The organism is Thermococcus aggregans (genome assembly GCF_024022995.1).
Taxonomy (GTDB): Archaea; Methanobacteriota_B; Thermococci; order Thermococcales; family Thermococcaceae; genus Thermococcus_A; species Thermococcus_A aggregans.
Map to the genome: position 1 here is coordinate 1,309,819 of NZ_CP099582.1, position 24,284 is coordinate 1,334,102.

Genomic DNA, 24,284 nt, shown 5'->3' on the forward strand with positions numbered 1-24,284 from the left:
CTCCCACCTCCATGGGAGTTAACTTTATGATGCTTGAGCTATTTAAACTCTATGGCAAAATGACGGACAAATAGCCGAAGGATTTAAATATTCATCTGCAGTTTAGGGATGTGATAGCCATGCCTTTGATATTTGAAGTCAAGGGAAGAAGGTTCCTTGCAAAGTTTCTCTGGAATAATTGACTGTTCTGGGATAGGTTAATAAAGCCAAGGTTAAAAACTCAAGCAAGATTGGAGGTGTTTTATGATGATTGAGAAGGTTTACTGTGCAGATGTAAAACCTAAAATGGAAGGAGAACGGGTAAGACTTGCCGGATGGGTTTATAGAAAAAGAGAAGTTGGTAAAAAAGTCTTCATAGTCCTTAGGGACTCGAGCGGTATAATACAAACTGTCTTCACAAAAGAGCTCAACGAAGAAGCCTACACAAAAGCAAAGCAAGTTGGAATAGAATCAAGCGTTATTATCGAAGGAACAGTTAAAGTGGACCCAAGAGCCCCAACCGGAGTAGAAGTTCAGGCGGATAAGATAGAGATCATCCAGAACGTTGAGTTCTTCCCGATAACGAAAGACGCAAGCGAAGAATTCCTACTAGATGTTAGACACCTCCACCTCCACTCACCAAAAGTCGCTGACATCATGAAAGTTAAAGCCACACTAATGCAGGCAGCGAGGGAATGGCTCCTCCAAGATGGATGGTATGAGGTATTCCCGCCAATCCTAGTCACCGGTGCAGTGGAAGGAGGATCCACACTATTTAAGCTCAAATACTTCGACAGAGAAGCTTACCTCAGCCAGTCAGCCCAGCTTTATCTCGAAGCCGCAATCTTCGGCTTAGAAAAAGTCTGGAGCTTAACGCCAAGCTTCAGAGCAGAAAAGAGCAGGACAAGAAGGCACCTTACCGAATACTGGCACCTTGAGCTCGAGGCGGCATGGATGGACTTGTGGGACATAATGAAGGTTGAGGAAGAGCTAGTAAGCTATATGGTACAGCGAACTCTTGAACTCAGAAGAAAAGAAATTGAAAGATTCAGGGAAGACTTAACACCGCTCAAAAACACAGAGCCGCCATTCCCAAGGATAAGCTACGACGAGGCAATAGATATCCTTCAAAACAAGGGCGTCAAGATTGAGTGGGGCGAGGACATGGGTGCTGACGAAGAAAGAGTCCTAACAGAGGAATTTGACAGGCCGTTCTTTGTCTATGGTTACCCCAAGCACATCAAGGCATTTTACATGAAAGAAGACGCCGAAGACCCAAGAAAAGTTTTAGCAGCAGACATGCTTGCTCCTGAGGGATATGGTGAGATTATTGGCGGAAGCCAGAGAGAAGACAACTATGAGAAGCTCTTGCAGCGCATACTTGAAGAGGGCATGGATCCAAAGAACTATGAGTGGTACCTTGACCTCAGAAAGTACGGAAGCGTTCCGCACAGCGGATTTGGGCTTGGGCTTGAGAGGTTAGTCGCATGGGTGCTCAAGCTCGACCACATCAAGTGGGCTACATTATTCCCAAGAACACCCTCAAGAATCTACCCATAAACGCCCTCCCCCACTTTTAAATTTTCAAAAACCGTAAGATTTATAAATGCAATTACGCCCAATAAAGTCCGAGGGCCCGTAGCCTAGCAGGATAGGGCGCCGGCCTTCTAAGCCGGAGGTCCCGGGTTCGAATCCCGGCGGGCCCGCCATCTTTGAAATAATTATCTCCATGAACCTCACCTTCTCCAAATGTTCTTTAAGAAGCTTATTAGCGAGGGCTGGGATGTTAAATCCCTTTTCTCTAAACTCGCCAAAAAAGGAAATTATCCACACCAAGACTCTCAACAAAATATTTATTTTTGGACAAGCTAAGAAAATAAATAGTATGAGTCCAGTAAATGGACTTAAAATTTTAGTGAATGGAAAGATGCTCGCTGGTGTGAACCTTAGAAGGATTGGGAGAGCCGTTAATATCAACAAGGAAAGAGTTCTAAAAGTCATGCTTCCTGAAGAAATAGTGCCGCGAGTAGTTGGTAATGAGACTGTTGAGATTTTACACGCTGAGTTCGGGAGATCCGGAATTTATGGTATCTCCCCTAAAGCTATTCTAAACGGCTGGAAGATGCTTGAAGAGTCTTTTGATATAAGAATCTCTGAGATTACTAAGTATCAGACAATTCTCGAACTTCAAAGGTATGCAGCTACTGGATTCATAGCAGCAGTCCCTCGTGTAATTGCTCCTTTAAGCATTTCAGGATATTCCTATGGGCTCCATACTTCTCAAAATGTTCATAACTGCGAAAGTAAGATTGAAGAATTCAATAATCAGGTGGGCAAAAGGTTGCTGGATAAGATACCTAAGGCTATTGAAGATGGGAAGGCAAAAATACTTCAAGACTTTGAAAGAAAGCTAGCCTCATATAGCGTGGAATTTAAAGTGATTACAGATATTGCAAAAAGTGGGTATAGTATTGAAGTCAATAAATCTAGGGAAAGCCCTGATTTGTATCTTGAGGGGAGTATTCCTGTAGAAATTTCTGCATTTTATGGTAAAAATCTCAAAAGAAAAATCAAAAAAGAGGCCAAGCAAGGAGATATTATAATCCTTGATGTTACAAGTCACTTTGTGGGGATTCCATTAGTGGTAGAGAAGTTTTTTGGCAAAACTTCTATGGGAATTAGAGAAGCACTTAAAGTGGCTTCTAGAATCATTGAGCAAGGAAGTAAGGCTGTCATATTATACATGAAAACTCCAAACAATATAACAAATGCAAAAGTTTTATCATTTGGCATTTAATTCTCGATCTAAATAGTAATTACATACGTAAAATTATTTAAACAACAAATTCATAGTCTTAAGTGGTGAGATCCTATGAAAGTGTTTGTTTCTCATAGCCGGAGAGACAAAGACTTGGTTATTAACATCTTCAAAGTTCTACATAGAGCAAATTTAAAGCCATTTATTGCAGTTCGAGGAATTAGGGGAAATTGGATGACTAACCACTTTTACCCTCTTATAGTGTAATTGCTTGGGGGTGATTACGATGGTTGAAGGAGAGAGGAACTCTCCTGTGGTCATATACAATATTCCCCAATCTCGATCCAAAAACTTGGGCAGAAGTTCAGAAGATGTGGGTTGATATTGAAAAGCAGAGAATTGATGTTGAGAAGCAGAAACTCAAGTCTTTAAATGACATTGTAACTTTTGGAGTAAACAAACTTGAGGAATACTATCTGAAAAAGATGCCCAAGTTAGTATGGCCAGTTTATGGAATAATGGGGCTTGTAATTCTCGCTTCAGGTTATTTAACCTATCAAGGTCGTATTAGTGGAGACACTTTTGCTTTCCTCATGGGAACTATAGCTGGTTACTTGATCTCAGTAATTTCAAAACATACATAAGTGCACCTAGTAAGCATATTTGTTGCGTGAGCTTGACTATTATATAATGGGAAACCTGTTAAGGGTAATAATTACGTACGTAAAATTATTTAAATGATAAATTTTCCAAAATGTATTTTGGGTGAGGTAAATGCAAACCTTGGGGTTGTTAGACATTTTTGAAAAATTGCCTCCCCGTTTTGTTTTGGATGGTTACTGGAATGTTTTTCTTGCAATTCGAATGGATCTTTTCAAACAAGAAGAGTGGAGGCTTAAACTTCTTGAAGAGTTACTGTCCCTTTCAGGTCTTCCACCAAAAGCCTTAGAGGTAATCTTGGATGATGTGCTAGCTCTTCTTGTGGAAGAAAAGCTCGTAATCCCCCATAAGCAGGGAGGGTATGCTAAGGAAGAATTTGAGGAAGTTTATGGGGTGCTAAGAGGTTGTACTAAGGATTCACCCCGTCGTATGGTTGCGTGGGCACTATGGAGGGCTTGGACTCGTAAAAAAGATAAACTCACAGTAGAGGATATACTCCGAGAAATTTCATATCCTGATGAAGTGTATGAGATTATACTTGAAGAGGGCTCGTCTTGGGAACATTTTGGTGTGAGTAGTAGGGGATTCTTGCTAACCAACCCCTCTGAGAGAATTAGAAGAGTTAAGGAGATGTATCCTGAAGAGCAAGACCCGCATACCATCATTAAAAAGATTCGCGAACTTGAAGCTAAAGAGGTTTCTAGAATTCTTAGAAGAATGGGCTTCAAAGATGAACGTCTCGAAAATATAGATCTTAAACGTATTAAGACAGATCTTATGGGAGTGCTATGGAAGAGTATGGCCTTTCTTTGGGAACATAGTTGTTAAGAACAATCCTTATTTCAAGCTATTTCGAGGTCAATCTTCCACTCTTTACGTTGACTTTCCAAATGGGATTATTATTGAGTATGTAATTACAGGGATAAAACATGCCAGTGAAACCTCTCGAACAAATAAGGAATTTTATGACAAGGCGAAAATGTTCCTAACCGAAGTAAATAAAAGACTAGACGAATTAGGTATTTCCTGGCTGAGATTTTCACTTCAGTCTAGTAAATTTATGAAGAAAAAGTCCTATGGCTTGAAAATTCTGGTAAAGTGGGATAAATTCATAGAATTTGTAGAAAGTTTCTCTAGCGACCCGAGTATTCAAGTTTGGGAGAAATACCAGTATATCTCTTCGAGTCGTCTTCCAGTCTTGGTAAAAATGCTTCCACGGGGAGAAGAACAGTATGAATACTTCAAAAGAGCGCAAAATAGAGTCAGAATGCTATGTAGTCAGGACATAGAGGTTATTGAGAATAAATTAAGCGAAATCAGAACTATGCTTAATGCAATGCAAAAGAAGCTTTGGCGAATTTCGAAGAAGGAAGAACTTCCCCTTGCAATGTTGGCTTACCTCCTTGAGGCGAGGGTTGTTATTGAAACTATCCGTCAGATAGCAAAAGAAGGCCTTTTCCCAAGTTGTTATAGGGAGCTCCGTAAGTTTTTAGAAAACTTCAGTTGGGCATTTTTTGGAGATTATCTCCTAACTAAGGCTTATAAGAGACATGGCCTTCTTTATCACAACTATGCTTTTATAGCTTCGAAAGGGTGGTACGAGTGGATACGAAAGAATAACAATGAATTAATCCTTAATACCACAACTGCACGAAAGAAAATAGACAATCTTCATAAAAAACTCAAGCAAACTTATTCAAGTCTTCCTGGAAAGGACAAGTTCTGGAGTACTTTTATGTCAGAAATAACATTTCCATCGTTCATTTTTCTCTTTGGTGAGGAGGTAAACGGTGAAACTCTTCCAATGGAGGTTCCACGGTATCCCCTTTCCGAGGAAATAGTACAATATGCACTCAAAGATTTTGAGAACATTGGAGAGAGTCTCGGCCTGCCTAATCCTGAAGCGTTTGGAGAAGGCGTGGTAAAAACAGTTATGGAGGTCAATAAAACTAGCAAATCGGCCTTTATCGTGCCCCCGTACCCTGCTAATGATTTGGTTCTGATGCTTGTTGAAAAATGGGGTGATATTACCAAGTTAAATAAGAAGTATGAGGAGTATAGCACCTTTGTACATTCCTATATTGATTCATGGGTAGTGCTTCCGTTTTCCTCCGTCATGGAGGTCAAAGTGTTCAAGAAGGAAATTGCAGATATTAAAAACCTTGTCAAAGAACTTTGTAGAGCTTATTTGAACATTTTCAAAGCTAAATCTCAACATTCCTCCAAAAAGAAAGTATAAATTATTAAGGGAAAATGGATAACTTGAACAGGCAATGATGATCTCAAGGTCTCCCCGGCTGAACATGATGAGCTGGGCCCGTTACTGAGCCCCTATCTTGAATAGCCTACTCACTAAAGCAGAAGTAAAGTTAAAAATTCCACTACACCAAGCCTCAAATCTCCGCCAAAATTTTTTCTAAGAGGCTGATGAGCCTTTCTGCGCTCTCTTTAAGCTCTTTGCTCATCTCAACAAAAAGCCCGGTTTGCTTTGGCTGAGCCCCGATTAGAAGGAACTTGGCATTTATGTTCTGCCTTAGATAGCCAACCAGAAGCTTTAGGGGCATCTTGTGGGTTGAAAACGCCTCCCCAAGAGTTCCTTCTGGATCGGCCAAAACTATCTCACCCGGCTTTCCCTCAAAGTGTACCGCATCTATAAAGACCACATGGGATGGGTTTTCCCTCATTATCTTGCCGGTATAGCTCTCAGGCATTTCGCCGCAGTTTAAAAACACAACCTTGGGGTTCGAGACCCTTTCTTTTAACGTCTCAACGACATAAACCCCAAAAGCATCGTCCCCTCTAACGTCGTTTCCAATGCCGCACACTACAACCTTTTTTGCTCCTTTAAAGAAATCCTCAAGCTCCATTCCTATCACCAAAAATTGAAATTTTAAAGTTAAAGAGAATCGGCAATTTTTTCAATTTTCTTTGCAAATTCGCTGTTTAAGAGTTCCTCCACGTTCCCTATTCTCTCCTCGAGATCTTTATAGAGAGGAATGCCGACTAGGTACGGGACGTTGAATTCCTTGGCGAGGTTTTCTATGTCCTTCTCTTCGTCAAGCTTCATGTTCTCCACTATGCCGAGTATTTTAAGATTCTGCTCCTTTAGAAGCTCCAAGAGCTTTTTGACCACGTTAACGGCAAGCTTTGAAGGTGTTGCCACAACGAGGAACTCACCTCTCTTGAGGAACCTCAAAACGTCCAAAAATTGGTCTCCCATTCCAGGAGGCATATCAATTACAAGGAAATCAAGCTCGTCCCACCTTGTTATGGCCAAAAGCTCTATTAAAGCGTCGCTTATTTCCATCCCTCTCAATGGGGTGGGCTTATCCTCGGAGTAATAAACGATGCTCATGAGCTTAATCCCATGAACTTCTGGGGGAATAACACCTTTATCCTCTTCCGGAAATTCCTTGGGCTCAAAGCCAAGTATAACATGGTCACTTGCCCCGTGGAAGTCAAGGTCTAAAAGGCCGACTTTATATCCCTTCTTTGCAAGAAGGAGTGCCAGAGTTGTAGAAACCATTGATTTTCCTACTCCTCCTTTGCCGCTCACTACAGGGATGATTCTCTTAACCTTCTCGAGCCTGGCCTCGACTGCCTTTATCCTCGGGTCGATCATTCTCCATCACCTTCAACTTTTATTGCAGCTAGGTAAACGCCCCTTCCCTTCGTGACCTCGAAATCCCTGCTCCCGCACTTTGGGCAGGCAAGGAAGGCGTGAACTACTTCGGGTATGAAGTGTATGTCCTCCTTTATTCTCTCGTCAAACCCCTCCTTGACGTCTTTGAGCTTCCACTCATGTCCACAGTTTCTGCACTTGAATTCTGCTTCCTCAATCACGAACTCAACCTCTGCATCCTCTGCAATCGTTCCTTTCTTTATTTCGTTGATAGCAAACTCAAGAATCTCCGGATTAACATCCTGCAGCTCTCCGAGAACAATCCTCATGCCCAAAACTTTTTCTTTTCCATGCTGTCTTGCAAATTCAATTGCAGTCCTAACTATACCGTCAGCGAGCGCCCATTCGTGCATACCTCTCACCAGAAAAGTCTAAACGATGGAGTTTATAAATGGTGGCGTTTTGAACAAAAGGTGTTAAAAAGAAAAGGATTAGTGCCACGTAACGGTTTTGTGCTTGACCTTCCCAGCAAGGGCATCTTTTAGTGCCTGCTCCATAATATCCAATCCCTTTTCTGCAATTTCTTTCGTTATTACAAGCGGTGGCGTTATTCTTATGACGTTTCCGAACATGCCGTAGCTCGGCAAAATTAAGCCAAGCTCAAATGCTCTCCAGCAGATTTTTCCAGTCAATTCTGGGTCAGGAACGTTAGTGTTGGGCTTCACTATCTCCGCACCAATCATTAGCCCTTTGCCCCTAACATCTCCAATGACATCGTAGCTCTCCTTCATCTCAAGCAGACGCTTCTTTATGAACTCTCCAACCTTCAGAGCGTTCTCAAGGAGGTTTTCCTCTTCTATTATCCTAAGAGTTGCGTATGCGGCTGCTGAAATAACTGGGTTAGCGGCTGGTGTTAATAGTGCAGAACCGCTTGTCATATCCATAAGATGGGCTTTTCCGATTACTCCACTAAGCCCCATTCCACTGGCCACTCCTTTTCCGAAGGTTATAAAATCGGGTTCTACTTCAAACCACTCGCTTGCAAACCACTTTCCAGTTCTTCCAATCCCCGTCTGCACTTCATCCATTGCCAAGAGGATTCCATGATCATCAAGCACTTTCTTGAGCTCTTTGAAGAAGTTATCGGGTGGAACTACTATTCCAGCATCTCCTTGAATAGGCTCAGCTAAGAGCATGCCCACTTCATCAGGGGGCACAACATGTGCGAAAATATAGTTCTCAAGGTAATCCAAGAAGGCATTTATCAGCTCATCAGGCTCTTCGTATCCATCTATCCTCCATGGGTTCCTATAGGGGTTTGGATATGGAACCCAGACTACGTTTGGAACTAATGGGTGGAAGCCTCTTTTTTGTGAGCTCTGAAAAGCGGCGACAGAGGTTGCTCCGTAAGTTTGCCCATGATATGCTCCAATAAACGCTATAATCCATGGTCTTCTTGTTGCAAAGCGGGCAACTTTCATAAGCAAGTCAATTGAATCACTTCCGCTTAACCCAAAGAGTATTTTTGGGTTCTCTATTGGAGACTTCTCAGCCAAAATTTCCGCAACTTCTATCGCTCTTTTGCTGTAAGTGTAGCCAATCATCGAGTGCTGTATTTTTGAGACCTGCTCCTGCACTTCTTTGACCAACTTGGGGTGAGCATAGCCCGTTGAAGCTGCAGCGGCTCCAGCTAAAAAGTCTATAAAAACATTGCCATCCACGTCCTCTATCAAAGCTCCATAACCCCTCTCCGGCACAACGGGAAAGAGCTTAACCCCTAAACCTTGAGAAACTACCTTTTTCTCCCTATCTACCAGTTCCTTGGCTTTTGGTCCAGGCGGAGTAACAACAAGCTTTGGATACTCCATTCAGATCACCTCCACAAACGATAAAAAGTTAAAGAAAAGTCATGGATTCTTGGAAACAAAATCATCTGTGTACCGTTTGATAACTGGAGCCAATAGCAAGAGTCCGATGAGGTTTGGTATTGCCATAAGTCCGTTCATCATGTCTGAGAACGTCCATACGTTTTCAAGGGCTGTTGTGGCACCTATGAATATGAAGACAACGAAGAGCAGGTTGTACACTAAGTGAAGCTTTGGATACAACCTTGCGAACTTCTCTGGGTCGCCCTCGATCCATTTTGCAAGGTACATGATGTTCTGTCTGCCATAGAATGACCACGCGAGCACTGTAGAGTAAGCGAAGAATATAACGCCTATGACCACCATAACTTCACCTATGTGTCCAAACGCCCTAGCGAAGGCTTCCTGTGTTAGAGGGGTGCTTGTCTTTCCGGATTGCCAAGCTCCGGTTGCTACAATTGAGATACCTGTGAGGGTACAAATAATAAGCGTGTCAATGAGTGGACCAAGCATTCCTACGTGAGCCTGTCTTGATGGGTGATCTGTCCTTGCTGCAGCGTGTGCAAGTGTAGCAGTTCCAAGACCAGCTTCGTTGGAAAAGAGACCTCTGGCTACGCCCCATCTTATGACTGTACCAATCGCACCGCCGGCAACTGCCTTTCCTGTGAATGCATCCTCAAAGACAAGGGCAATTGCACTTGGCAACTGCCCCGCGTATTTTATCCATACGCCAACTGCGAAAACGAAGTAGATTATTGCCATGAATGGAACTAATCCCTCTGTGAATTCACCAATTCTCTTAATTCCACCCACAATAACTATGAAGGTTATGAACGCAAAGAACGCTCCAGTTACCCAGTACGGTACATTAAAGGCTTGCTTCATTCCCAATGCTAGGGAGTTTGCTTGTGTCATGTTTCCAATTCCAAAAGCTGATATTGCCGCAAATAGGGCGAACAATATTGCAAGGGTTTTGCCAAGAGTCGGAAGTGAGCGACCGGCTAATAGGTAAAGTGCCAGTATGAGGAAGAGAACTGCAATTATAATAGCTAATATCATTAGACTTCCGCTTAGTTTGGTGGCCTCATATCCAATAAACAGAGCAAACAGCATTACAAATATTCCGGCTATGGTTCTCCAAGTGGGTGAGATTTCCTCTTCAGAGAGGCCTCTTTCAAGGAAGTTGAAAGTTCCACCAATCATTGTGCCGTCCGGCAGTTTGCTTCTAAATGCCACACCCAAAAGAGCTTCTGAATACCTTGTTGCCATTCCCACTAACGCTGTAACCCACATCCAAAATAGGGCGCCAGGCCCACCAGAGGCTATAGCAGTTGCAACACCTGCAATGTTTCCTATACCAACGGTTCCGGCAATAGTTGCCGTTAAAGCTTGGAAAGGGGTAATGTCACCTTCACCTTGCTTTTTTCTTCCCTCAAAAAGTGTGAACTTTATAGCCCAGCCAAGTCTGCGGAACTGTATGCCCCTAAGATATAATGTTAGCAACAGCCCTGTACCTACAAGCAAAATCATTATTGGGGGGCCCCAGACCATGCCATCAAGCCAGTTTATAAAGTCCATAATGGCACTCATTCTAGCACCTCCGGATGCATTATAGCATTAAAATTAACGGCAAAGAATTATTTAAGACTTTTGAGTACATTTATGAACTTCGATGAAATGAAATTAAAGAAAAGAGTGCTACAAGTGAACGTATTTTCAAAGGTTTTATAAAACTAAATGAAAGATTACCAGAATTTCCCGTGTTCTTCTCTGGGAATTGGACACAGAACTATCCTTCTTGCCCACAAACAATCTCCACAGCTTGGTACGTTTCCCCAGCAGTCCATTTTTGAACCCTTGGCATAGTCACAAGCGTCAACTACTGGACAATCAGTGCACGATGGGTAGAGAGAGTTTCTAACACTGAATCTAAACCATGTATATCCCCTGCTAGTCCATATTTCTTTCAAGGATTTTTCTTTTACATTGCCGAAAGAATAAGCCTCGACTCTCTTCTGCCTTCCAAAGATGTATTCTGGATACGTGTGAAGGAATCGGTAACACGGGACAACTTCCCCGTCCCATCTAACTACCGCAACGTTGTTTTCAACAAAATCGCAGTGTCTTTCGGTTCTAAGTTTAAATTCTGGCATTTTAACAAGAAATCCGCGGTATATTTGGGGATAAACCTTCAAGAGGATCTCGCTTATGTCAACGCTTCCGTCGTAGATTATGCTCTCTGCATGCTCTGGTGTAATTGGCATTAGATTCGAGAAAAGCAGGACATCTATGTTGAACTGAGAAAGATACTTTACAAGCTCTGCCATTTGAGTGTAGTTCTCCTTTGTCAAAACTACCTCAACCCCGATGTGTGGAATCTCTGTCTTTTCTCTTCTCTTTATTTCGGCAAATTTTTTGAGCCGTTCAATGGTAACGCTTGGCATTATATGTCCCAATCTCATTGGCTGTGTTGGAATGGCATCTAGGGAAATATATATCAAATCAACCCTAAGCTTTACAAGCTCCTCAATTAGCTCATCGGTAAGAAGAAACCCGTTTGTTGAAATGCCTACGGCATATCCTCTCCTTTTTACCTCTTTTACCATATCCATAAAACGGGGATGGACGAGAGGCTCGCCAATACCCCCAAAATACACCATCTTTAAGTTGGGAAACTCCTTCGCATCATCCAAAATTTTCAAGAAGAGGTCGTAGTCCATGTCCCCTTCTTCATCTTCCCAGTACTGTTTAAAACACATTTCACATCTAAGATTACAGCGGTTCGTTATTTCAAGGTAAAGGTATTTCATATCGGGAGCCTTGGGTATGAGAATCTTGGCATTGTCCCAGTGGAATTTGTGCATTTAACCGCCCCCAACAGGCGGGAATATGCTCACAACGTCGTCGTCTTTGAGTTTGGTGTTAAGCTTCTCTAGATGTTCAATATTCTTCCCATTAACGAGGATAATGGCTCCTTTTTCAAGTTCTTTTTTCATTTCAGGATATTTGCTGTATAACTTTTCTAGTAGCTCTCCAACAGTGCTGGCCTGAACTTCCAGCTCGTTCTTTCCTATAATATTCTTTAAAGTAGCAAAAACTTTCACTTTCACCATTTTTACTCACCCAAAAATAAAATGGGAGAAGAGTCAATAATACTTGTCCAAGCCGAGCTCCTTAAGCTTCTCCTCGGTTGGATATCCTTTCTCGTCCCAACCTCTAAGCTTGTAGTACTTTGGAAGTATTTCGTGAAGCCTTACGACGTGTCCTTTGTTTGGTCCTTCTGGCATTGGCTCTTCTAATAAGCGCTTGGGTAGTGTGTCGTCCTTTTCTGGAACTAAGCCAGCTTTGAGGTTGAAGATTCTCTCAAGGTTCCATACTCTTTCTCCTGCCTTAAGCCACTCATCAGTCGTAAGCTCAAAGCCTGTTGCTGCGTTTAACATCTCTGCATAGTCCTCAGCTCCAAGTGCAAAGCTTGTAAAGAGGCACAGTCCAGAGGAGTCTATGACTGCAGTTAAGTCTTGGAATATCTTAACCCACTTGGCCTTCTCCTCGCTTACATCGTGGGGGTCAAGTTTCACTGGAACGCCGAGGATTTCTGGGCTGATCATGTAACCCCTAACGTGACATCCACCTCTGTTTGATGTCGCATAGGTAACTGCATGCCCCTCTGCACCTCTGGGATCATATGCTGGAAGCTCCTGCTTCTTAACGCTCATTGAGTACTCTGGGTGTCCATAGCTCTCAGCCAAGCGGTAGCTTCCTTCTGCAAGCTTGTCACCAAAGCCTTCTCTCTTCGCAATCTTCTCAATGTAATAGTGAAGAACTTCACTGTTACCAAACCTCAATGGTGGCGCATCTCCAAGCTCCTCCTGTTTTATGATGCCCTTCTCATAGAGCTCCATAGCTGCGGCGATTGTTGCGCCGGTTGAGATCGTGTCAAGACCGAAGTCGTCACAGAGGTGATTTGCAATTACTATGCTTGCCAGGTCGTTTATGCCACAGTCTGCACCGAGCGCCCATATGCTTTCATATTCGGGCCCCTCGGTAATTCCTACGGCTGGGTGGTATGTGACTCTTCCACAGCCGATTGGACAGGCAAAGCATGGTTGGTTTCTTACCAAGTACTTTGCAGCCAGAGCCTCACCGCTCTGCTCGTGGGCATATTTGAATACTCCAGTTTGGAAGTTGTACGTTGGGTAAAGGCCGTTTTCGTTGATTATGTTAACCAGAACTGCGGTTCCATACTGTGGAAGTCCTCCACCAGTAATTGGATTCTCCTTTATCTTCTTTATCTTCTCCTTAACTACGCTCATGAACTTTTCTTTGTCGGCAAGTTCAACTTGTCTTTTTGTTCCCTTAACTACGACAGCCTTCAAGTTCTTGCTTCCCATCACTGCACCTACTCCACTTCTTCCAGCTGCTCTGTGCTTGTCGTTCATTATGTTGGCGAATCTAACCAATTTTTCTCCCGCAGGACCTATACAGGCAACTCTTGCATTCTTGTCACCAAACTCCTCGAGAAGCTTGTCGGTAGTTTCTCCAACTCTCTTACCCCATAAGTGAGAAGCGTCCTTAATTTCTACGTCTTCGTCTTTTATGCTTATGTATACTGGGTGGTCTGCTTTTCCTTCGATAATGAGCATATCATAGCCCGCATACTTAAGTTCTGGCCCAAAGAAGCCGCCTGAGTTGCTTGAGGCTATAAATCCTGTTAGTGGAGACTTTGTGATTACCATGTATCTGCCGCCTGTTGGGGCAGTTGTTCCGGTCAAAGGTCCGGTAGCGAAGATTAATTTGTTGTCCGGACTGAATGGGTCAACTTTTGGGTCTATTTCTTCCAAAAGAATCTTTGATGCAAGACCTCTGCCACCGATAAAGTTCTTTGCATCTTCTTCCTTAAGTTCTTCCACCTTTATTTCTCCTGTTGTTAAGTTCACTCTCAATATTTTTCCCATGTACCCAAACATAAAGCAACACCTCAAACAAATGTCAATATATAATTGCACTTTTTTGATTATAAAACTTGACGAAAACAAAACAATTTTCAAAAGAGGAGAATGTTAAACAATAATATTCACACGGAGGATGTAAATATTGAATAAACTTTTATCATGAACCTTTGCCAATGAATATGTGTTCACTAGCTATGAGTTTCTACTTTTTCGCACCAAATGTACTGTAGCGAAAACTCTAACGTGGGTTACCACTGCCAGTATGATAAAAATCCATTCTATTTTTCCTATCAGACAAAGAACCATCGTTATGAATGTCCTTTCATCCCTCTTTCCGAAAAGATATTTCATTTGGGGAACCGCTTTATATATGTCAACAGAATATTCACCTTTGTAACGCTCTGTTGAGTAGCTTACCATGGCGGATCCGAAGAGAGCCAGGGATACTATTGCCCACTCCCATATGTCCGGATTTAAATGGAGGGCAAGTGCCAACAGCACGAAAAAGTCGATGTAGCGGTCTAAAATAGAATCGAAATATCCTCCAAACTTGCTTGTTTTCATCGCAGCCCTCGCTATCTCTCCATCGACTCCGTCGAGAATTGAATTCAGCTGATACAACACTCCACCGAGAGAAGGGCTAAAGAAAGCGACAACAGCCGCAACTATACCCACGACAAAGGAGAGTATCGTCATGTGAATCGGTTCAACATAATCAACGAGAATTTCACTAATCTTTGTGGATATCTTCCTGTTTAAATACCTCGATACAATTCCATCCCCACTACCTTTTACGGCATTTTTTATCAAGAATTTCTTGGCTTTTTTGATGTCTTCCGGCGTGTCAATATCCATCCAGAAGAGACCGCTTACCTCACTTACTTCCAATTGTGCTTCTTTAACGATTTCAGACAATTCCAAACTATCTTTTTCTTGAAGTAGTTTTTCGATGACATTAAATATTTCCGCTTCGAGGACAAAGAATCCAGTGTCCAAGGCGTCATATTCTTTTAGGTTCTTTCCAATGTCCTTTACCCTTCCGTTTTCTATTTTTACTTTTGTGGCTTCTTCTTTATCTGTGAACTTCCCTTCCCTATCAACAATGAGCCCCTTACCTTTCAGGGCCTCTCTGATAAACGCCTCTTCATAGATATGGTCGCTCATTACTAAAACGAACTTCTCCGAAACATACGGACGAGCAAGATAGAGGCTGTAACCATTTCCCTTCTCAGGGGAATTGTTGATCACAAGCTGATATCTGAAGTTGTTTTTCTTTAGAAACTCTTCAAACTTATCTTTGTATAGCGGATTAGTAACGATCACAAACTCCTCAATTCCTTCGTTCTCAAGAGTTTTCATAGTTCTGTAAAGTATTTCCCGCCCTGCAACCTTTATTAGTCCTTTCGGGGTTTTACTGCTGAGTTTCCCCATCCGAGTTCCTAACCCGGCCGCTAAAATTACCGCCTTCATCTTGCATCCTTAGTGTCGTTATTTTTTGTTTTCTAAAAGTTTTTGGTATTTTTCAAGCAGGTTTTTGCGTTAAGATGTACATCGAAAGAATTAAAAGCATCACATAGGTTTAATATCTACAGGTGAACAACAATGGCTGAGGAAATATTTCAAAACGATACCATAAAACAAATTTTGGGCCACTATAGGAAGATATGGGCAATTGGACATGCTCAGAGTGTTCTTGGGTGGGATATGGAAGTAAATATGCCCAAAATGGGGATAACAGAAAGAAGCACCGCCCAAGGAGAACTTTCAGTTTTATCCCACAACTTTATGCTGGAACCAAAGTTCGTTGAGCTGGTAGAGAAGGCAGCAGGAGAAGAGCTGAACGATTACGAGAGAGGAGTCGTCAGAGTACTACAAAGGGAAATAAAAATAGCAAAGGCGTTCCCACCGGAGTTCGTTAGGGAGCTAAGCGAGGTCAGGAGCAAGGCAACCATGGCGTGGGCTGAAGCAAAAGAAAAGGACGATTTCAAGAAGTTTGAACCTTGGTTAGATAGAATAATAGAGCTCTCAAAGAAGGCAGCAGAGTACCTCGGATACGACGAATACCCATACGATGCCCTTCTCGATCTCTATGAAGAGGGCCTAAGAACAAGGGACTTAGAGCCAATATTTGGAAAGCTGGAGAAAGAGCTGAAACCAATTCTTGATAAAATACTCGAAGAAGGCAATGTTCCTAGAGAACACCCCTTAGAGAAAGAAGAATACGACATTGAAGCCATGAAAAAGGTCAACTTGAAGGTCCTTGAGCTTCTGGGATACCCCTTGAGAACAAGAGGACGCTTGGATGTTTCACCGCACCCGTTCACTACAGGGTTCGGAATACACGATGTGAGAATTACAACGCGCTACGAGGGCTTTGACTTCAGAAGAACTCTCTTAGCAGTAGTTCACGAATTCGGTCACGCACTGTATGAGCTCCAGGTAGATGAGAGGTTCATGTTCTCCCCAATAGCTGGCGGCGTTTCCCTTGGAATCCACGAAAGCCAGAGCAGATTCTGGGAGAACATCATCGGAAGAACCAGAGAATTCGCGAGACTAATTTATCCGATCCTCAAGGAAAACCTTCCATTTATGTCAAAATATACAGAGGAAGACCTTTACAGCTACTTCAACATAGTTAGGCCAGATTTCATAAGGGTAGAGGCCGATGAAGTAACCTACAACATGCACATTATCTTGAGATACAAACTTGAGAAGCTCATGGTAAACGAAGATGTCAAAGCCAGTGAACTCCCAGAGCTCTGGAACGACGAGATGGAGAGGCTTTTGGGCATAAGACCAAAGAACTACAAAGAGGGAATCCTCCAAGACATCCACTGGGCTCATGGAACAGTCGGTTACTTCCCCACTTACAGCCTCGGGACACTCTTAGCGACACAAATTAGAAGCTACATCCTTAAGGACATCCCGGACTTCTACGAAAAAGTTGCAAACGGAGAATTCGCTCCAATAAGGGAGTGGTTAAGGGAGAAAGTGCACAAGTACGGAAGCGTGTATCCACCAAAGGAGCTATTGGAGAGGAGCTTCGGAGAGGGTATAAACCCAGAGTACTTCATAAGCTACATAAAGGAAAAATATCTAGGCTGAGTCCTCGTCAGCTATTGGCTCAACTTCGATTGCAACGACTCCATATTTCTTTTCTTCTTCTTCACTGTAAAACTTCCTGTAGACTTGGACTCCTTCCTCTATGCTCTTTACGTTTGGGAGAACCCTTTCCAGCCCTTCTTTTTCGAGCATTTCTCTGAATGAAGAATAAACCCTCAAAGCCTTTACCCTCACCTTTAAACGTCCCTCAAAGTTTATTATGTCTCCCGGCTTTATCTGCCTTCGCTTTTCGTCGTATAGTCTCCCTTCAATCTTCTTCTTGCCCTCTTTTATCAGCTTCAGGTATTCCTCTTGGAGCCCCATTTCCCACTCCATTTGCATCACCTTTTCACACCAAGTACCTTAACAGCATTGGAGTAATTCTCAAGGCTTTCGCAAGCAGTCGTGGTTGCTTCACAAGAGCAGTTATCGTTTTTCTATGGTCGTCGAAATCAGCGTAATTCTCTATCACGTCTATTGCTTCCTTGCTTGAGAGTATCTCAAAAAGTTTCTCTATCTTTTCCTGGTCAAGGGCTTTGAAGAGCCTTCTAACCCTCAGCCCAAAGGCTATCTGCTTCTTTATATCTCCACAGAGTTTTTCGTAAATGCTCAGGTCGTTCTTTCTTATAGCGTGCCTAAGTGCATGAGCACAGAGCATTCCATAGACGATACCACCGGCTGTTAAGGGCTTTATTTGCAAAGCGGCATCTCCGAGGAGTGCAACGTTTCCCTTTACCCACGGCTTTCTAAACCCAAGACCTACGTTTCCAGCTTTTATCTCAATTATCTTCGTTTCATTGAGAAGCTTCAATCTCAGAAACCTCATGAGAACATCGTAGCTCCCAAAAGTCCCTATCCTTGCGAGGGATTCATTCACCGGAGCAACCCACATAAAGAACTCATCGTTGATGTCTTTATTTACCCACACTTCAACGAAGTCTTTTCTCGGGAACTCTCCCACCACTTCAACTTCATAACCGCTTAGAAACTCCGCTTCCGTTTTTGCCCCAATTTCTTGGGCAACTTTGCTTGACACCCCATCAGCCCCTACGTAGAAATCTGCTTCTATCTCAAATCTCTCGTTAAACCTCTGCACAAGGGCTTTCCCGTTTTTAAACCCCAGAAACTTAGTCCCCATGTAGTATTCGGCACCTTTTTTAATTGCCCTCTCTGCGAGGGATTTTTCGAGGACTTTTCTATCAACAATATAAGCTTGCGGTGTTTTTCTTTTTATCTCAAAGCTCTGGATTCGGGAATAAAATACTGCCCCGGTGAACTCGTTAAGAATGGCCTCTCTGGGAAGATTGAGCTTTTCATAGCTTTCTGCTCCAATTATTCCGGTACACGCCTTACCCCCAAAAGAGGTCTTTGCTTCAATTAATGCAATATTAAACTCGCCCGCGAGAAGATCTGCAAGATAATTTCCCACCGGGCCTCCACCTATTATCGCAACATCATACTTCATGAACTTCACCAAGAGGGTGTAACCTTTAAATCCTAATTAAACTTTAGCCTTTTTGGTGATTTAAATGAGAGTTTTGGTCACAGGTTTTGAGCCATTTGGAGGGGAGAAAATAAACCCCTCTTGGGAAGCCGTTAAAGAGCTCCCCGAAGAAATTGAAGGTGCAGAGATCGTAAAACACGAACTTCCAGTGAGCTTTAAGAAAGTCAGAGAAATGCTGCCCGCACTTATAGACGATGTTAAGCCAGATGTCGTAATTCTCACGGGCCAGGCTGGTGGAAGGGCAAACATAACCGTTGAAAGGGTCGCGATAAATGTAATGGACGCAAGGATGGAAGACAACGAAGGCTATAAGCCAGAGGACGAGCCAATCTTCGAAAACGCTCCAGCAGCATATTTTGCCACGATACCTATAAAGAGGATTGTAAAAGCCTTGAGAGAAAACAGAATCCCCGCTATGGTGTCCAACACTGCCGGAACTTATGTATGCAACACCGCCATGTATACGGCTCTGCACCATATTTCCTCAAACGGACTAAAGGCAAAAGCTGGCTTTATACACGTTCCCTACATCCCAGAGCAGGTCTTAGAAAAGCCACAGCCCTCGATGAGCCTTGAAATGATTAGAAAGGCAATAGAGATAGCAATAAAAGAAAGCCTAAAAGACTAGTAAGTCCTTGCAAACCTTGCTATATATTTTGCTTCTTTTCCACAGTGGGCGCACTTCTTTCCTTCAACCTTTGCCATCTCTTCTGGGTACGGTATTCCGAGCATGCTGGCATCAAGGATTTCCTCCATTTCAACACCACAGCTCTCTTCGCCACACCATGGAAGCTCGACTACGCCTCTTCTGTCTTCAAAGAGCTGCTTCGCTTCTTCTATTGTGTCTACTCTCTTTATGTGGCTCTCCATGAATTCCTTTGCCCTAGCGTAGAGGTTCTCCATTATTGTGTCAAGGGTCTTTCTGACCTCCTCAACGATTTTCTCCCTTTCGACGCTGAACTTTTCGAAGGTGTCCCTTCTTGCCAGCACTGCCTTGTTTTCTTCAACATCCCTTGGCCCTACTTCAATTCTCAGTGGGACACCCTTAATCTCCCAGTCGTAGAACTTTCTTCCGGGTCTTATGTCCTCTCTGTCATCTACGTGAACTCTAATGCCTGCCGTCTTGAGCTCCTCAGCAAGCTCCTTGGCATAAGCACTGACATCGTAGGGAGAGTCTTTCTTCGGGATGGGGACTATCACTACCTGAATTGGTGCTATCGTTGGGGGCAGTACAAGACCGTTGTCGTCTCCGTGTATGGCCATAACTGCCGCCAGTAGCCTCTCGCTCATTCCAAAGGTAGTCTGGTGGACATAATCGTGAGTCCCATCTTCCTTTTCAAAGGTTATCTCGTAAGCCTTTGCAAAGTTCTGCTTGTAGTTGTGCATCGTTCCAATCTGCAAAGTCCTTCCGTCGGGCATTATTACCTCTGCACCAAGGGAATAGAATGCTCCCGGGAATTTGTCCCAGTCAGGCCTTTTTGAGATTATGTAGGGCAAGGCGAGTTTTTTGGCAAGGTTGTCGAATATTTCGAGGTCTTCTTTTATTTGCCTCTCAGCGTCTTCAAAGCTTTCATGGGCTGTGTGGGCCTCAAAGAACCTGCTTATCTCCCTTACTCTAATTAAAGGTCTTGTGTGCTTTGTCTCGTATCTGTAAACGTTAACTATCTGATAAACCTTGAAGGGAAGGTTTGCATGAGATCTTATCCAGAGGTTAAACATGGGATACATTGCAGTCTCGCTAGTTGGTCTCAAAATAAGTCTTACATCCAGAGGCCTCTCACCAGCATGAGTAACCCACAAAACCTCTCCATGGAATCCCGCTATATGTTCAGCCTCTTTCTCAAACTCCGTCTCGGGGATTAGAGCGGGGAAGAGCACTTCATCATGCCCAGTTCTTCTCATCTCTTCATGTATGAAATTCTCGATATTCCTCATGATTTTAAGACCGTAGGGCAACCAGACGTTCATTCCCTTTACTGGATATCTCTTATCCTGTATTCCAGCGAGTTCTATCATTTCATTGTACCATTCGCTGAACTCGTTCGACCACTTTTCTCTCTTCACTTTTGGTCTATTGTTACTGTTACTCATAAACTCATCACCTATCCCTTAAAAATGACCAACGTTTTTTAATCTTTCGCAGATTTCTCAAAAAGTTTTATTAACATGTTTTGATGAGTGTCTTAGCGGTGAATAAAATGAAGCCAAAAGTTTTAGTCCTTTTTAACATGAAAAGCGAACCTCTAAAACTCTTAAAGCAGTACTGCGATGTTGATGTCCTAGTTTATCCGGAGAGAGAAAAAATATCGAACGTAATTGAGAAATACGATGGGCTGATAGTTTCTCCTTTAAACAGAGTGGACAGGGAAATAATTGAAAAAGGGAAGAACCTTAAAGTTATAAGCACCCAGTCCGCTGGCTATGATCATATAGACGTCGAAGCGGCAACCGAAAAGGGAATATACGTAACAAAGGTTAGCGGAATTTTAAGTGAAGCCGTTGCAGAGTTTGCAGTTGGATTAACAATTGCCCTCTTGAGAAAAATAGCCTACTCGGATAAGTTCATAAGAAGAGGCCTTTGGGACTCACACAGGACAGTGTGGGGATGGTATAAGAGAGTGGAAACGGTGTACGGCAAAAAGGTTGGAATCTTGGGTATGGGTTCAATAGGCAAGGCTATAGCAAGAAGAATGAAAGCCCTCGGAACGGAAATTTACTACTGGAGCAGAAGCAGAAAAGAGGACATAGAAAAGGAAGTAAATGCAAAATGGCTCCCGCTCGAAGAAGTATTGAAGCAGAGCGACATAGTTATCCTCTCTTTACCCGCAACACCTGAAACCTACCATATAATAAATGAGGATAGGCTTAAGCTCTTGGAAGGGAAATATTTGGTAAACATAGGCAGAGGAAGCTTAGTTGACGAAAAAGCACTCATCAAAGCTTTAAAGGAAGGAAAGCTCAAGGGATTCGCCACAGACGTTTACGAAAAAGAGCCGCTTCAGGAGAGCGAGCTCTTTGAAATGGAGTGGGAGACCGTGCTTACACCCCACCACGCTGGATTGGCAAAGGAGGCTATGGAAGACATGGGCTTTCAAGCGGTGAACAACTTGCTATCAATATTCAAGGGAAAAGTTCCAGAGAACCTTGTGAACAAGGAGGTTCTTAAAATAAGACCCATTGAGGAAGTGAAGAGGCTTTAAGTTTCTACTTTCTACCTTTTAACTTGTAAGTTATAACTTAACAGCTCAAGCGTTCTTGAAGTTCTTTGTGAGTTTTTAAACAAACAAAGAGGAGAGTAAGAAAATGAAAAAAACTAAATCACTCGCCCTTCAGAACCTTAACGACTTTCTCGGCAACTTCCATACCAGCCCTTTCTTGGGCTTCAACCGTCGATGCTCCAATGTGAGGAGTTAAAACCACGTTGTCGAGTTTTGTCAATGGGTGGTCTTTTGGAAGAGGCTCTTCTTCAAAGACATCCAATCCGGCCCCAGCAATCCAGCCTTCTTGAAGCGCGTTTACTAAAGCGTTTGTATCAACAACGGCTCCTCTTGAGGTGTTAATGAGAATTGCATTGGGCTTCATAAGCTTGAGCTCTCTTTCTCCTATCATGTGGTATGTCTCTTTAGTGAGGGGAACGTGTAGAGTAACGATATCGCTGTTCTTTAAAAGCTCGTCAAGCTCCACTAACTTTCCACCAACTTCCTTTGCCCTCTCCTCGTTTTTGTTAACATCGTAAATGAGGACGTTCATTCCAATGGCATTTGCTATCTTCGCTACGATGTAGCCTATCCTTCCAAACCCAACAACACCGAGAGTTTTTCCTTCCAATTCGAAGCCCATGCACTGTTTCTTAGCCCATACCCCCTCTCTCATCTTCCTGTCAGCAAAAGCAACCTTTCTGGCAACGTTAAACATCAATGCGATGGCCAACTCAGCAACGCTTCTGCTTGATGCGGCAGGAGCGTTAACGATTTCTATTCCTTTGCTCTTTGCGTATTCAACGTCTATGTTGTCCAAACCAACACCAGCTCTTGCTATAACCTTAAGGTTTGGTGCGACATCTATAATTTCTTTTGTTACTTTGGGCTTGCTCCTGACTATTATGGCGCTAACATCTTTAACAAGTTCCTTAAGTCTTTCTTGGTCTGGATATTCCTCGTAGACTACTTCTAATCCAGCGTTCTTCAAAATCTCAATCGCCTTTTCATGCAGAGGTGCGGCAACCAACACTTTCATTTTCAACCCCTCCTTTTTAATGCCATAAGCAGGACCTGATCGGAGGCGTCTTCAGCCCTATCGGCTATATCCCCGATCTTTGTTATGACTTTATCCCATACGATTTTTGCAAATGTTGTTATTTTTTCACTTTCAAAAACTTTTCTCAAGAGAGAATACTCAATTTTATCGGCATCTTCCTCGGCCACCTCGGTCTTTTTTGCATACTCAATTGCCTCATCAACATTCTTATTGAGCGCTTTAACAGCCTCCTCAAGTAGCTGATAAGTTTTTAAAGAGTAATCAAGCAGCTCCAAGATCTCTTGCTTTAGGTCTGCGGGCACTTTTGGTTTTGCCAAAATTAGAGAATGGGCAGCGCTTTCCGCGGCATCTGCGACGCCATCAATGAGCTCAGACAAACGAGCGTAATCACCTCTGTTAACCGGTAAAAACGCTCCCTGATAAAGCATTGTCTCTATTTCTCTCCTTAAGCTGTCCGCCTTTCTCTCAAGTTCTTCAACTTCACCCATTAACATCTCTGCTCTCTCAATTTCTCCATTTACGTAAGCTTCCACAAGTTCTCTGAGCTTTATTATTGTTAATTCCACGGCTTCAAGATGCTTGTCAATTGTTACAAAAACATTGTTTTCCTTTCCTCCGAATATGGGCATGTTCACTCCCCATTATATATCCCACAGGGTCCTTTATTTAGTTTGTGATTCCTTAGCTTTCACCAAGCTCCAGAGTGCAAAGTTAAGAGGCGTTTTTAATCCCATGTCCTTACCGTATTCAATGATTTTGCCATTTATGAAGTCAATTTCCGTCCTTTTGCCTCTTTTTATGTCTTGAAGCATGGAGTTATAGTTGTCCCTTGTCCTCTCAAGGGTTTCGAGGAGAAGATTCATAGGGTGCACTTCAAACTCGATGCCTCTTTGAGTCGCAATCTGGCACCCTTCCTTCACGACTTCCATGGCCAAAGCTAGGAGATGTTCATTTTCCAGTATATATCCGTTTTTGGCTTCCATAATGGCACCAATTGGATTTATCGCCGAGTTAACTATGGCTTTCGCCCACTTCCATCCGACTATATTCTCGCTGACTTTTGCCTCCAATCCAGCTTTCTTAAAGAGGACAGCAACCCTTTCGGCAAATTCTCCTTTCCCCAGTGGGTAGTTCCCGATTATCGTTATTCCCTTCCCAGCCCATCTAACAACTCCCCACCTTTCAAGGGCGGCTCCATTGGTAGTTATCCCGCCAAGGACATTTTTGGTGTATTTTAACGCCTCGTCCTCGTTTCCAAGCCCGTTTTGAATGCTCAATATCCAAGTGTCCTCTCCTATGCTTTCCTTTGCACACTCCAAAGCGTAGGCTGTGGAATAGGATTTTGTCGCCAAAATTATCAAGTCCGGCGGCTCGGGAGGGACTTCAGTAACAGCCTTGGGGTAAACAGTGAACTCTTCAACGCCAACAACTCTAAGCCCATTATTGTTTATTGCATTTACGTGTTTTTCACGGCCTATTAGCGTTACGTCTTCCCCTATTTTGGATAAAAGCGCTCCAAAGAGAGAACCTATGGAACCCGCACCAAGAATGTAAATTTTCATTTTCGCTCACCTTCCGACACACA

The 24,284-nt window shown here is 43.0% G+C and carries 23 protein-coding genes and 1 tRNA gene; 9 read left to right on the forward strand and 15 right to left on the reverse strand.

The features are described 5' to 3' along the window. The first annotated feature begins 246 nt into the window (after positions 1-246). From asnS to NF865_RS07175, 6 genes are all read left to right on the forward strand, one after another. Positions 247-1,539 (forward strand): asparagine--tRNA ligase, encoded by a 1,293-nt coding sequence (asnS, locus tag NF865_RS07150; RefSeq protein ID WP_253304067.1) that lies wholly within the window; start codon positions 247-249, stop codon positions 1,537-1,539. 72 nt (positions 1,540-1,611) lie between these two features. After that, positions 1,612-1,688: transfer RNA gene (locus NF865_RS07155), tRNA-Arg, on the forward strand. Between the two features lie 176 nt (positions 1,689-1,864). Beyond that, entirely contained in the window at positions 1,865-2,776 is a 912-nt protein-coding gene (locus NF865_RS07160) for a hypothetical protein (protein WP_253304068.1), read from the forward strand. 251 nt (positions 2,777-3,027) lie between these two features. Continuing rightward, entirely contained in the window at positions 3,028-3,381 is a 354-nt protein-coding gene (locus tag NF865_RS07165; RefSeq protein ID WP_253304069.1) for a hypothetical protein, read from the forward strand. A gap of 184 nt (positions 3,382-3,565) precedes the next feature. After that, positions 3,566-4,225, forward strand: a complete 660-nt coding sequence (locus tag NF865_RS07170; protein WP_253304070.1) for a hypothetical protein — start codon at positions 3,566-3,568, stop codon at positions 4,223-4,225. 151 nt (positions 4,226-4,376) lie between these two features. Beyond that, positions 4,377-5,636 (forward strand): hypothetical protein, encoded by a 1,260-nt coding sequence (locus tag NF865_RS07175; protein ID WP_253304071.1) that lies wholly within the window; start codon positions 4,377-4,379, stop codon positions 5,634-5,636. Positions 5,637-5,790: 154 nt separating this feature from the next. Here NF865_RS07175 and NF865_RS07180 read toward each other — a convergent pair whose 3' ends face one another. From NF865_RS07180 to NF865_RS07220, 9 genes are all read right to left on the reverse strand, one after another. Further along, positions 5,791-6,264, reverse strand: a complete 474-nt coding sequence (locus NF865_RS07180) for a hydrogenase 3 maturation endopeptidase HyCI (RefSeq protein ID WP_253304072.1) — start codon at positions 6,262-6,264, stop codon at positions 5,791-5,793. Positions 6,265-6,293: 29 nt separating this feature from the next. Next, the gene (locus NF865_RS07185; protein ID WP_253304073.1) at positions 6,294-7,019 is read right to left on the reverse strand and encodes an Mrp/NBP35 family ATP-binding protein; all 726 of its coding nucleotides are present in this window, start codon (positions 7,017-7,019) and stop codon (positions 6,294-6,296) included. Continuing rightward, complete coding sequence (hypA, locus tag NF865_RS07190; RefSeq protein ID WP_253304074.1) at positions 7,016-7,432, reverse strand: hydrogenase nickel incorporation protein HypA; 417 nt, start codon at positions 7,430-7,432, stop codon at positions 7,016-7,018. The genes NF865_RS07185 and hypA overlap by 4 nt, the downstream gene beginning before the upstream one ends. A 78-nt stretch (positions 7,433-7,510) precedes the next feature. Further along, a complete protein-coding gene (locus NF865_RS07195) occupies positions 7,511-8,887 on the reverse strand; it encodes an alanine/serine racemase family protein (RefSeq protein WP_253304075.1) in 1,377 nt (458 codons plus the stop codon). A gap of 39 nt (positions 8,888-8,926) precedes the next feature. After that, entirely contained in the window at positions 8,927-10,474 is a 1,548-nt protein-coding gene (locus NF865_RS07200; RefSeq protein WP_253304076.1) for an alanine/glycine:cation symporter family protein, read from the reverse strand. A 155-nt stretch (positions 10,475-10,629) separates the two neighbouring features. Then, a complete protein-coding gene (locus NF865_RS07205) occupies positions 10,630-11,748 on the reverse strand; it encodes a tungsten cofactor oxidoreductase radical SAM maturase (protein WP_253304077.1) in 1,119 nt (372 codons plus the stop codon). Beyond that, a complete protein-coding gene (locus NF865_RS07210) occupies positions 11,749-11,997 on the reverse strand; it encodes a ubiquitin-like small modifier protein 1 (protein ID WP_253304078.1) in 249 nt (82 codons plus the stop codon). It abuts the gene before it with no gap. 33 nt (positions 11,998-12,030) lie between these two features. After that, positions 12,031-13,851, reverse strand: a complete 1,821-nt coding sequence (locus NF865_RS07215) for an aldehyde ferredoxin oxidoreductase family protein (protein WP_253304079.1) — start codon at positions 13,849-13,851, stop codon at positions 12,031-12,033. A 177-nt stretch (positions 13,852-14,028) separates the two neighbouring features. Then, on the reverse strand, positions 14,029-15,306 hold the full coding sequence (locus NF865_RS07220) for a bifunctional L-myo-inositol-1-phosphate cytidylyltransferase/CDP-L-myo-inositol myo-inositolphosphotransferase (protein ID WP_253304080.1): 1,278 nt from the start codon (positions 15,304-15,306) through the stop codon (positions 14,029-14,031). Positions 15,307-15,438: 132 nt separating this feature from the next. Between NF865_RS07220 and NF865_RS07225 the strand changes: the two genes are divergently transcribed. After that, positions 15,439-16,941, forward strand: a complete 1,503-nt coding sequence (locus tag NF865_RS07225) for a carboxypeptidase M32 (RefSeq protein WP_253304081.1) — start codon at positions 15,439-15,441, stop codon at positions 16,939-16,941. Here NF865_RS07225 and NF865_RS07230 read toward each other — a convergent pair. Next, positions 16,933-17,274: an ASCH domain-containing protein gene (locus NF865_RS07230; protein ID WP_253304082.1), complete on the reverse strand. Its 342-nt coding sequence runs from the start codon at positions 17,272-17,274 to the stop codon at positions 16,933-16,935. The two genes, NF865_RS07225 and NF865_RS07230, sit on opposite strands and share 9 nt — an antisense overlap. Positions 17,275-17,287: 13 nt before the next feature. Next, the gene (locus NF865_RS07235) at positions 17,288-18,403 is read right to left on the reverse strand and encodes a geranylgeranyl reductase family protein (RefSeq protein ID WP_253305612.1); all 1,116 of its coding nucleotides are present in this window, start codon (positions 18,401-18,403) and stop codon (positions 17,288-17,290) included. Between the two features lie 64 nt (positions 18,404-18,467). Between NF865_RS07235 and pcp the strand changes: the two genes are divergently transcribed. Then, positions 18,468-19,070 carry a pyroglutamyl-peptidase I gene (gene pcp, locus NF865_RS07240; protein WP_253304083.1) on the forward strand — a complete coding sequence of 201 codons (603 nt, stop codon included), beginning with the start codon at positions 18,468-18,470 and terminating at the stop codon, positions 19,068-19,070. Here the strand turns inward: pcp and proS are convergent. Further along, positions 19,067-20,533, reverse strand: coding sequence for a proline--tRNA ligase (gene proS / locus NF865_RS07245; RefSeq protein WP_253304084.1), 1,467 nt, complete (start codon positions 20,531-20,533; stop codon positions 19,067-19,069). The genes pcp and proS overlap by 4 nt on opposite strands. Before the next feature lie 107 nt (positions 20,534-20,640). Here proS and NF865_RS07250 point away from each other — a divergent pair, with 107 nt between their 5' ends. Continuing rightward, the gene (locus tag NF865_RS07250) at positions 20,641-21,642 is read left to right on the forward strand and encodes a 2-hydroxyacid dehydrogenase (RefSeq protein ID WP_253304085.1); all 1,002 of its coding nucleotides are present in this window, start codon (positions 20,641-20,643) and stop codon (positions 21,640-21,642) included. 118 nt (positions 21,643-21,760) lie between these two features. Here the strand turns inward: NF865_RS07250 and NF865_RS07255 are convergent, their stop codons facing one another. From NF865_RS07255 to NF865_RS07265, 3 genes are read right to left on the reverse strand one after another with little or no spacing between them, the layout of a single operon-like run. Further along, on the reverse strand, positions 21,761-22,678 hold the full coding sequence (locus tag NF865_RS07255) for a D-2-hydroxyacid dehydrogenase (RefSeq protein ID WP_253304086.1): 918 nt from the start codon (positions 22,676-22,678) through the stop codon (positions 21,761-21,763). A gap of 2 nt (positions 22,679-22,680) precedes the next feature. Beyond that, on the reverse strand, positions 22,681-23,328 hold the full coding sequence (locus NF865_RS07260; RefSeq protein ID WP_253304087.1) for a TIGR00153 family protein: 648 nt from the start codon (positions 23,326-23,328) through the stop codon (positions 22,681-22,683). 33 nt (positions 23,329-23,361) lie between these two features. Further along, a complete protein-coding gene (locus NF865_RS07265; protein WP_253304088.1) occupies positions 23,362-24,261 on the reverse strand; it encodes a 2-dehydropantoate 2-reductase in 900 nt (299 codons plus the stop codon). Positions 24,262-24,284 lie beyond the last annotated feature (23 nt).

Coding starts and splice junctions, on each gene's coding strand:
- asnS (WP_253304067.1), top strand. CDS start 247: ATGATTGAGAAGGTTTACTGTGCAGATGTAAAACCTAAAATGGAAGGA.
- NF865_RS07160 (WP_253304068.1), top strand. CDS start 1,865: ATGAGTCCAGTAAATGGACTTAAAATTTTAGTGAATGGAAAGATGCTC.
- NF865_RS07175 (WP_253304071.1), top strand. CDS start 4,377: ATGTTCCTAACCGAAGTAAATAAAAGACTAGACGAATTAGGTATTTCC.
- NF865_RS07180 (WP_253304072.1), bottom strand. CDS start 6,264: ATGGAGCTTGAGGATTTCTTTAAAGGAGCAAAAAAGGTTGTAGTGTGC.
- NF865_RS07185 (WP_253304073.1), bottom strand. CDS start 7,019: ATGATCGACCCGAGGATAAAGGCAGTCGAGGCCAGGCTCGAGAAGGTT.
- hypA (WP_253304074.1), bottom strand. CDS start 7,432: ATGCACGAATGGGCGCTCGCTGACGGTATAGTTAGGACTGCAATTGAA.
- NF865_RS07195 (WP_253304075.1), bottom strand. CDS start 8,887: ATGGAGTATCCAAAGCTTGTTGTTACTCCGCCTGGACCAAAAGCCAAG.
- NF865_RS07200 (WP_253304076.1), bottom strand. CDS start 10,474: ATGAGTGCCATTATGGACTTTATAAACTGGCTTGATGGCATGGTCTGG.
- NF865_RS07205 (WP_253304077.1), bottom strand. CDS start 11,748: ATGCACAAATTCCACTGGGACAATGCCAAGATTCTCATACCCAAGGCT.
- NF865_RS07210 (WP_253304078.1), bottom strand. CDS start 11,997: ATGGTGAAAGTGAAAGTTTTTGCTACTTTAAAGAATATTATAGGAAAG.
- NF865_RS07215 (WP_253304079.1), bottom strand. CDS start 13,851: ATGTTTGGGTACATGGGAAAAATATTGAGAGTGAACTTAACAACAGGA.
- NF865_RS07220 (WP_253304080.1), bottom strand. CDS start 15,306: ATGAAGGCGGTAATTTTAGCGGCCGGGTTAGGAACTCGGATGGGGAAA.
- NF865_RS07225 (WP_253304081.1), top strand. CDS start 15,439: ATGGCTGAGGAAATATTTCAAAACGATACCATAAAACAAATTTTGGGC.
- NF865_RS07230 (WP_253304082.1), bottom strand. CDS start 17,274: ATGGAGTGGGAAATGGGGCTCCAAGAGGAATACCTGAAGCTGATAAAA.
- NF865_RS07235 (WP_253305612.1), bottom strand. CDS start 18,403: ATGAAGTATGATGTTGCGATAATAGGTGGAGGCCCGGTGGGAAATTAT.
- pcp (WP_253304083.1), top strand. CDS start 18,468: ATGAGAGTTTTGGTCACAGGTTTTGAGCCATTTGGAGGGGAGAAAATA.
- proS (WP_253304084.1), bottom strand. CDS start 20,533: ATGAGTAACAGTAACAATAGACCAAAAGTGAAGAGAGAAAAGTGGTCG.
- NF865_RS07250 (WP_253304085.1), top strand. CDS start 20,641: ATGAAGCCAAAAGTTTTAGTCCTTTTTAACATGAAAAGCGAACCTCTA.
- NF865_RS07255 (WP_253304086.1), bottom strand. CDS start 22,678: ATGAAAGTGTTGGTTGCCGCACCTCTGCATGAAAAGGCGATTGAGATT.
- NF865_RS07260 (WP_253304087.1), bottom strand. CDS start 23,328: ATGCCCATATTCGGAGGAAAGGAAAACAATGTTTTTGTAACAATTGAC.
- NF865_RS07265 (WP_253304088.1), bottom strand. CDS start 24,261: ATGAAAATTTACATTCTTGGTGCGGGTTCCATAGGTTCTCTCTTTGGA.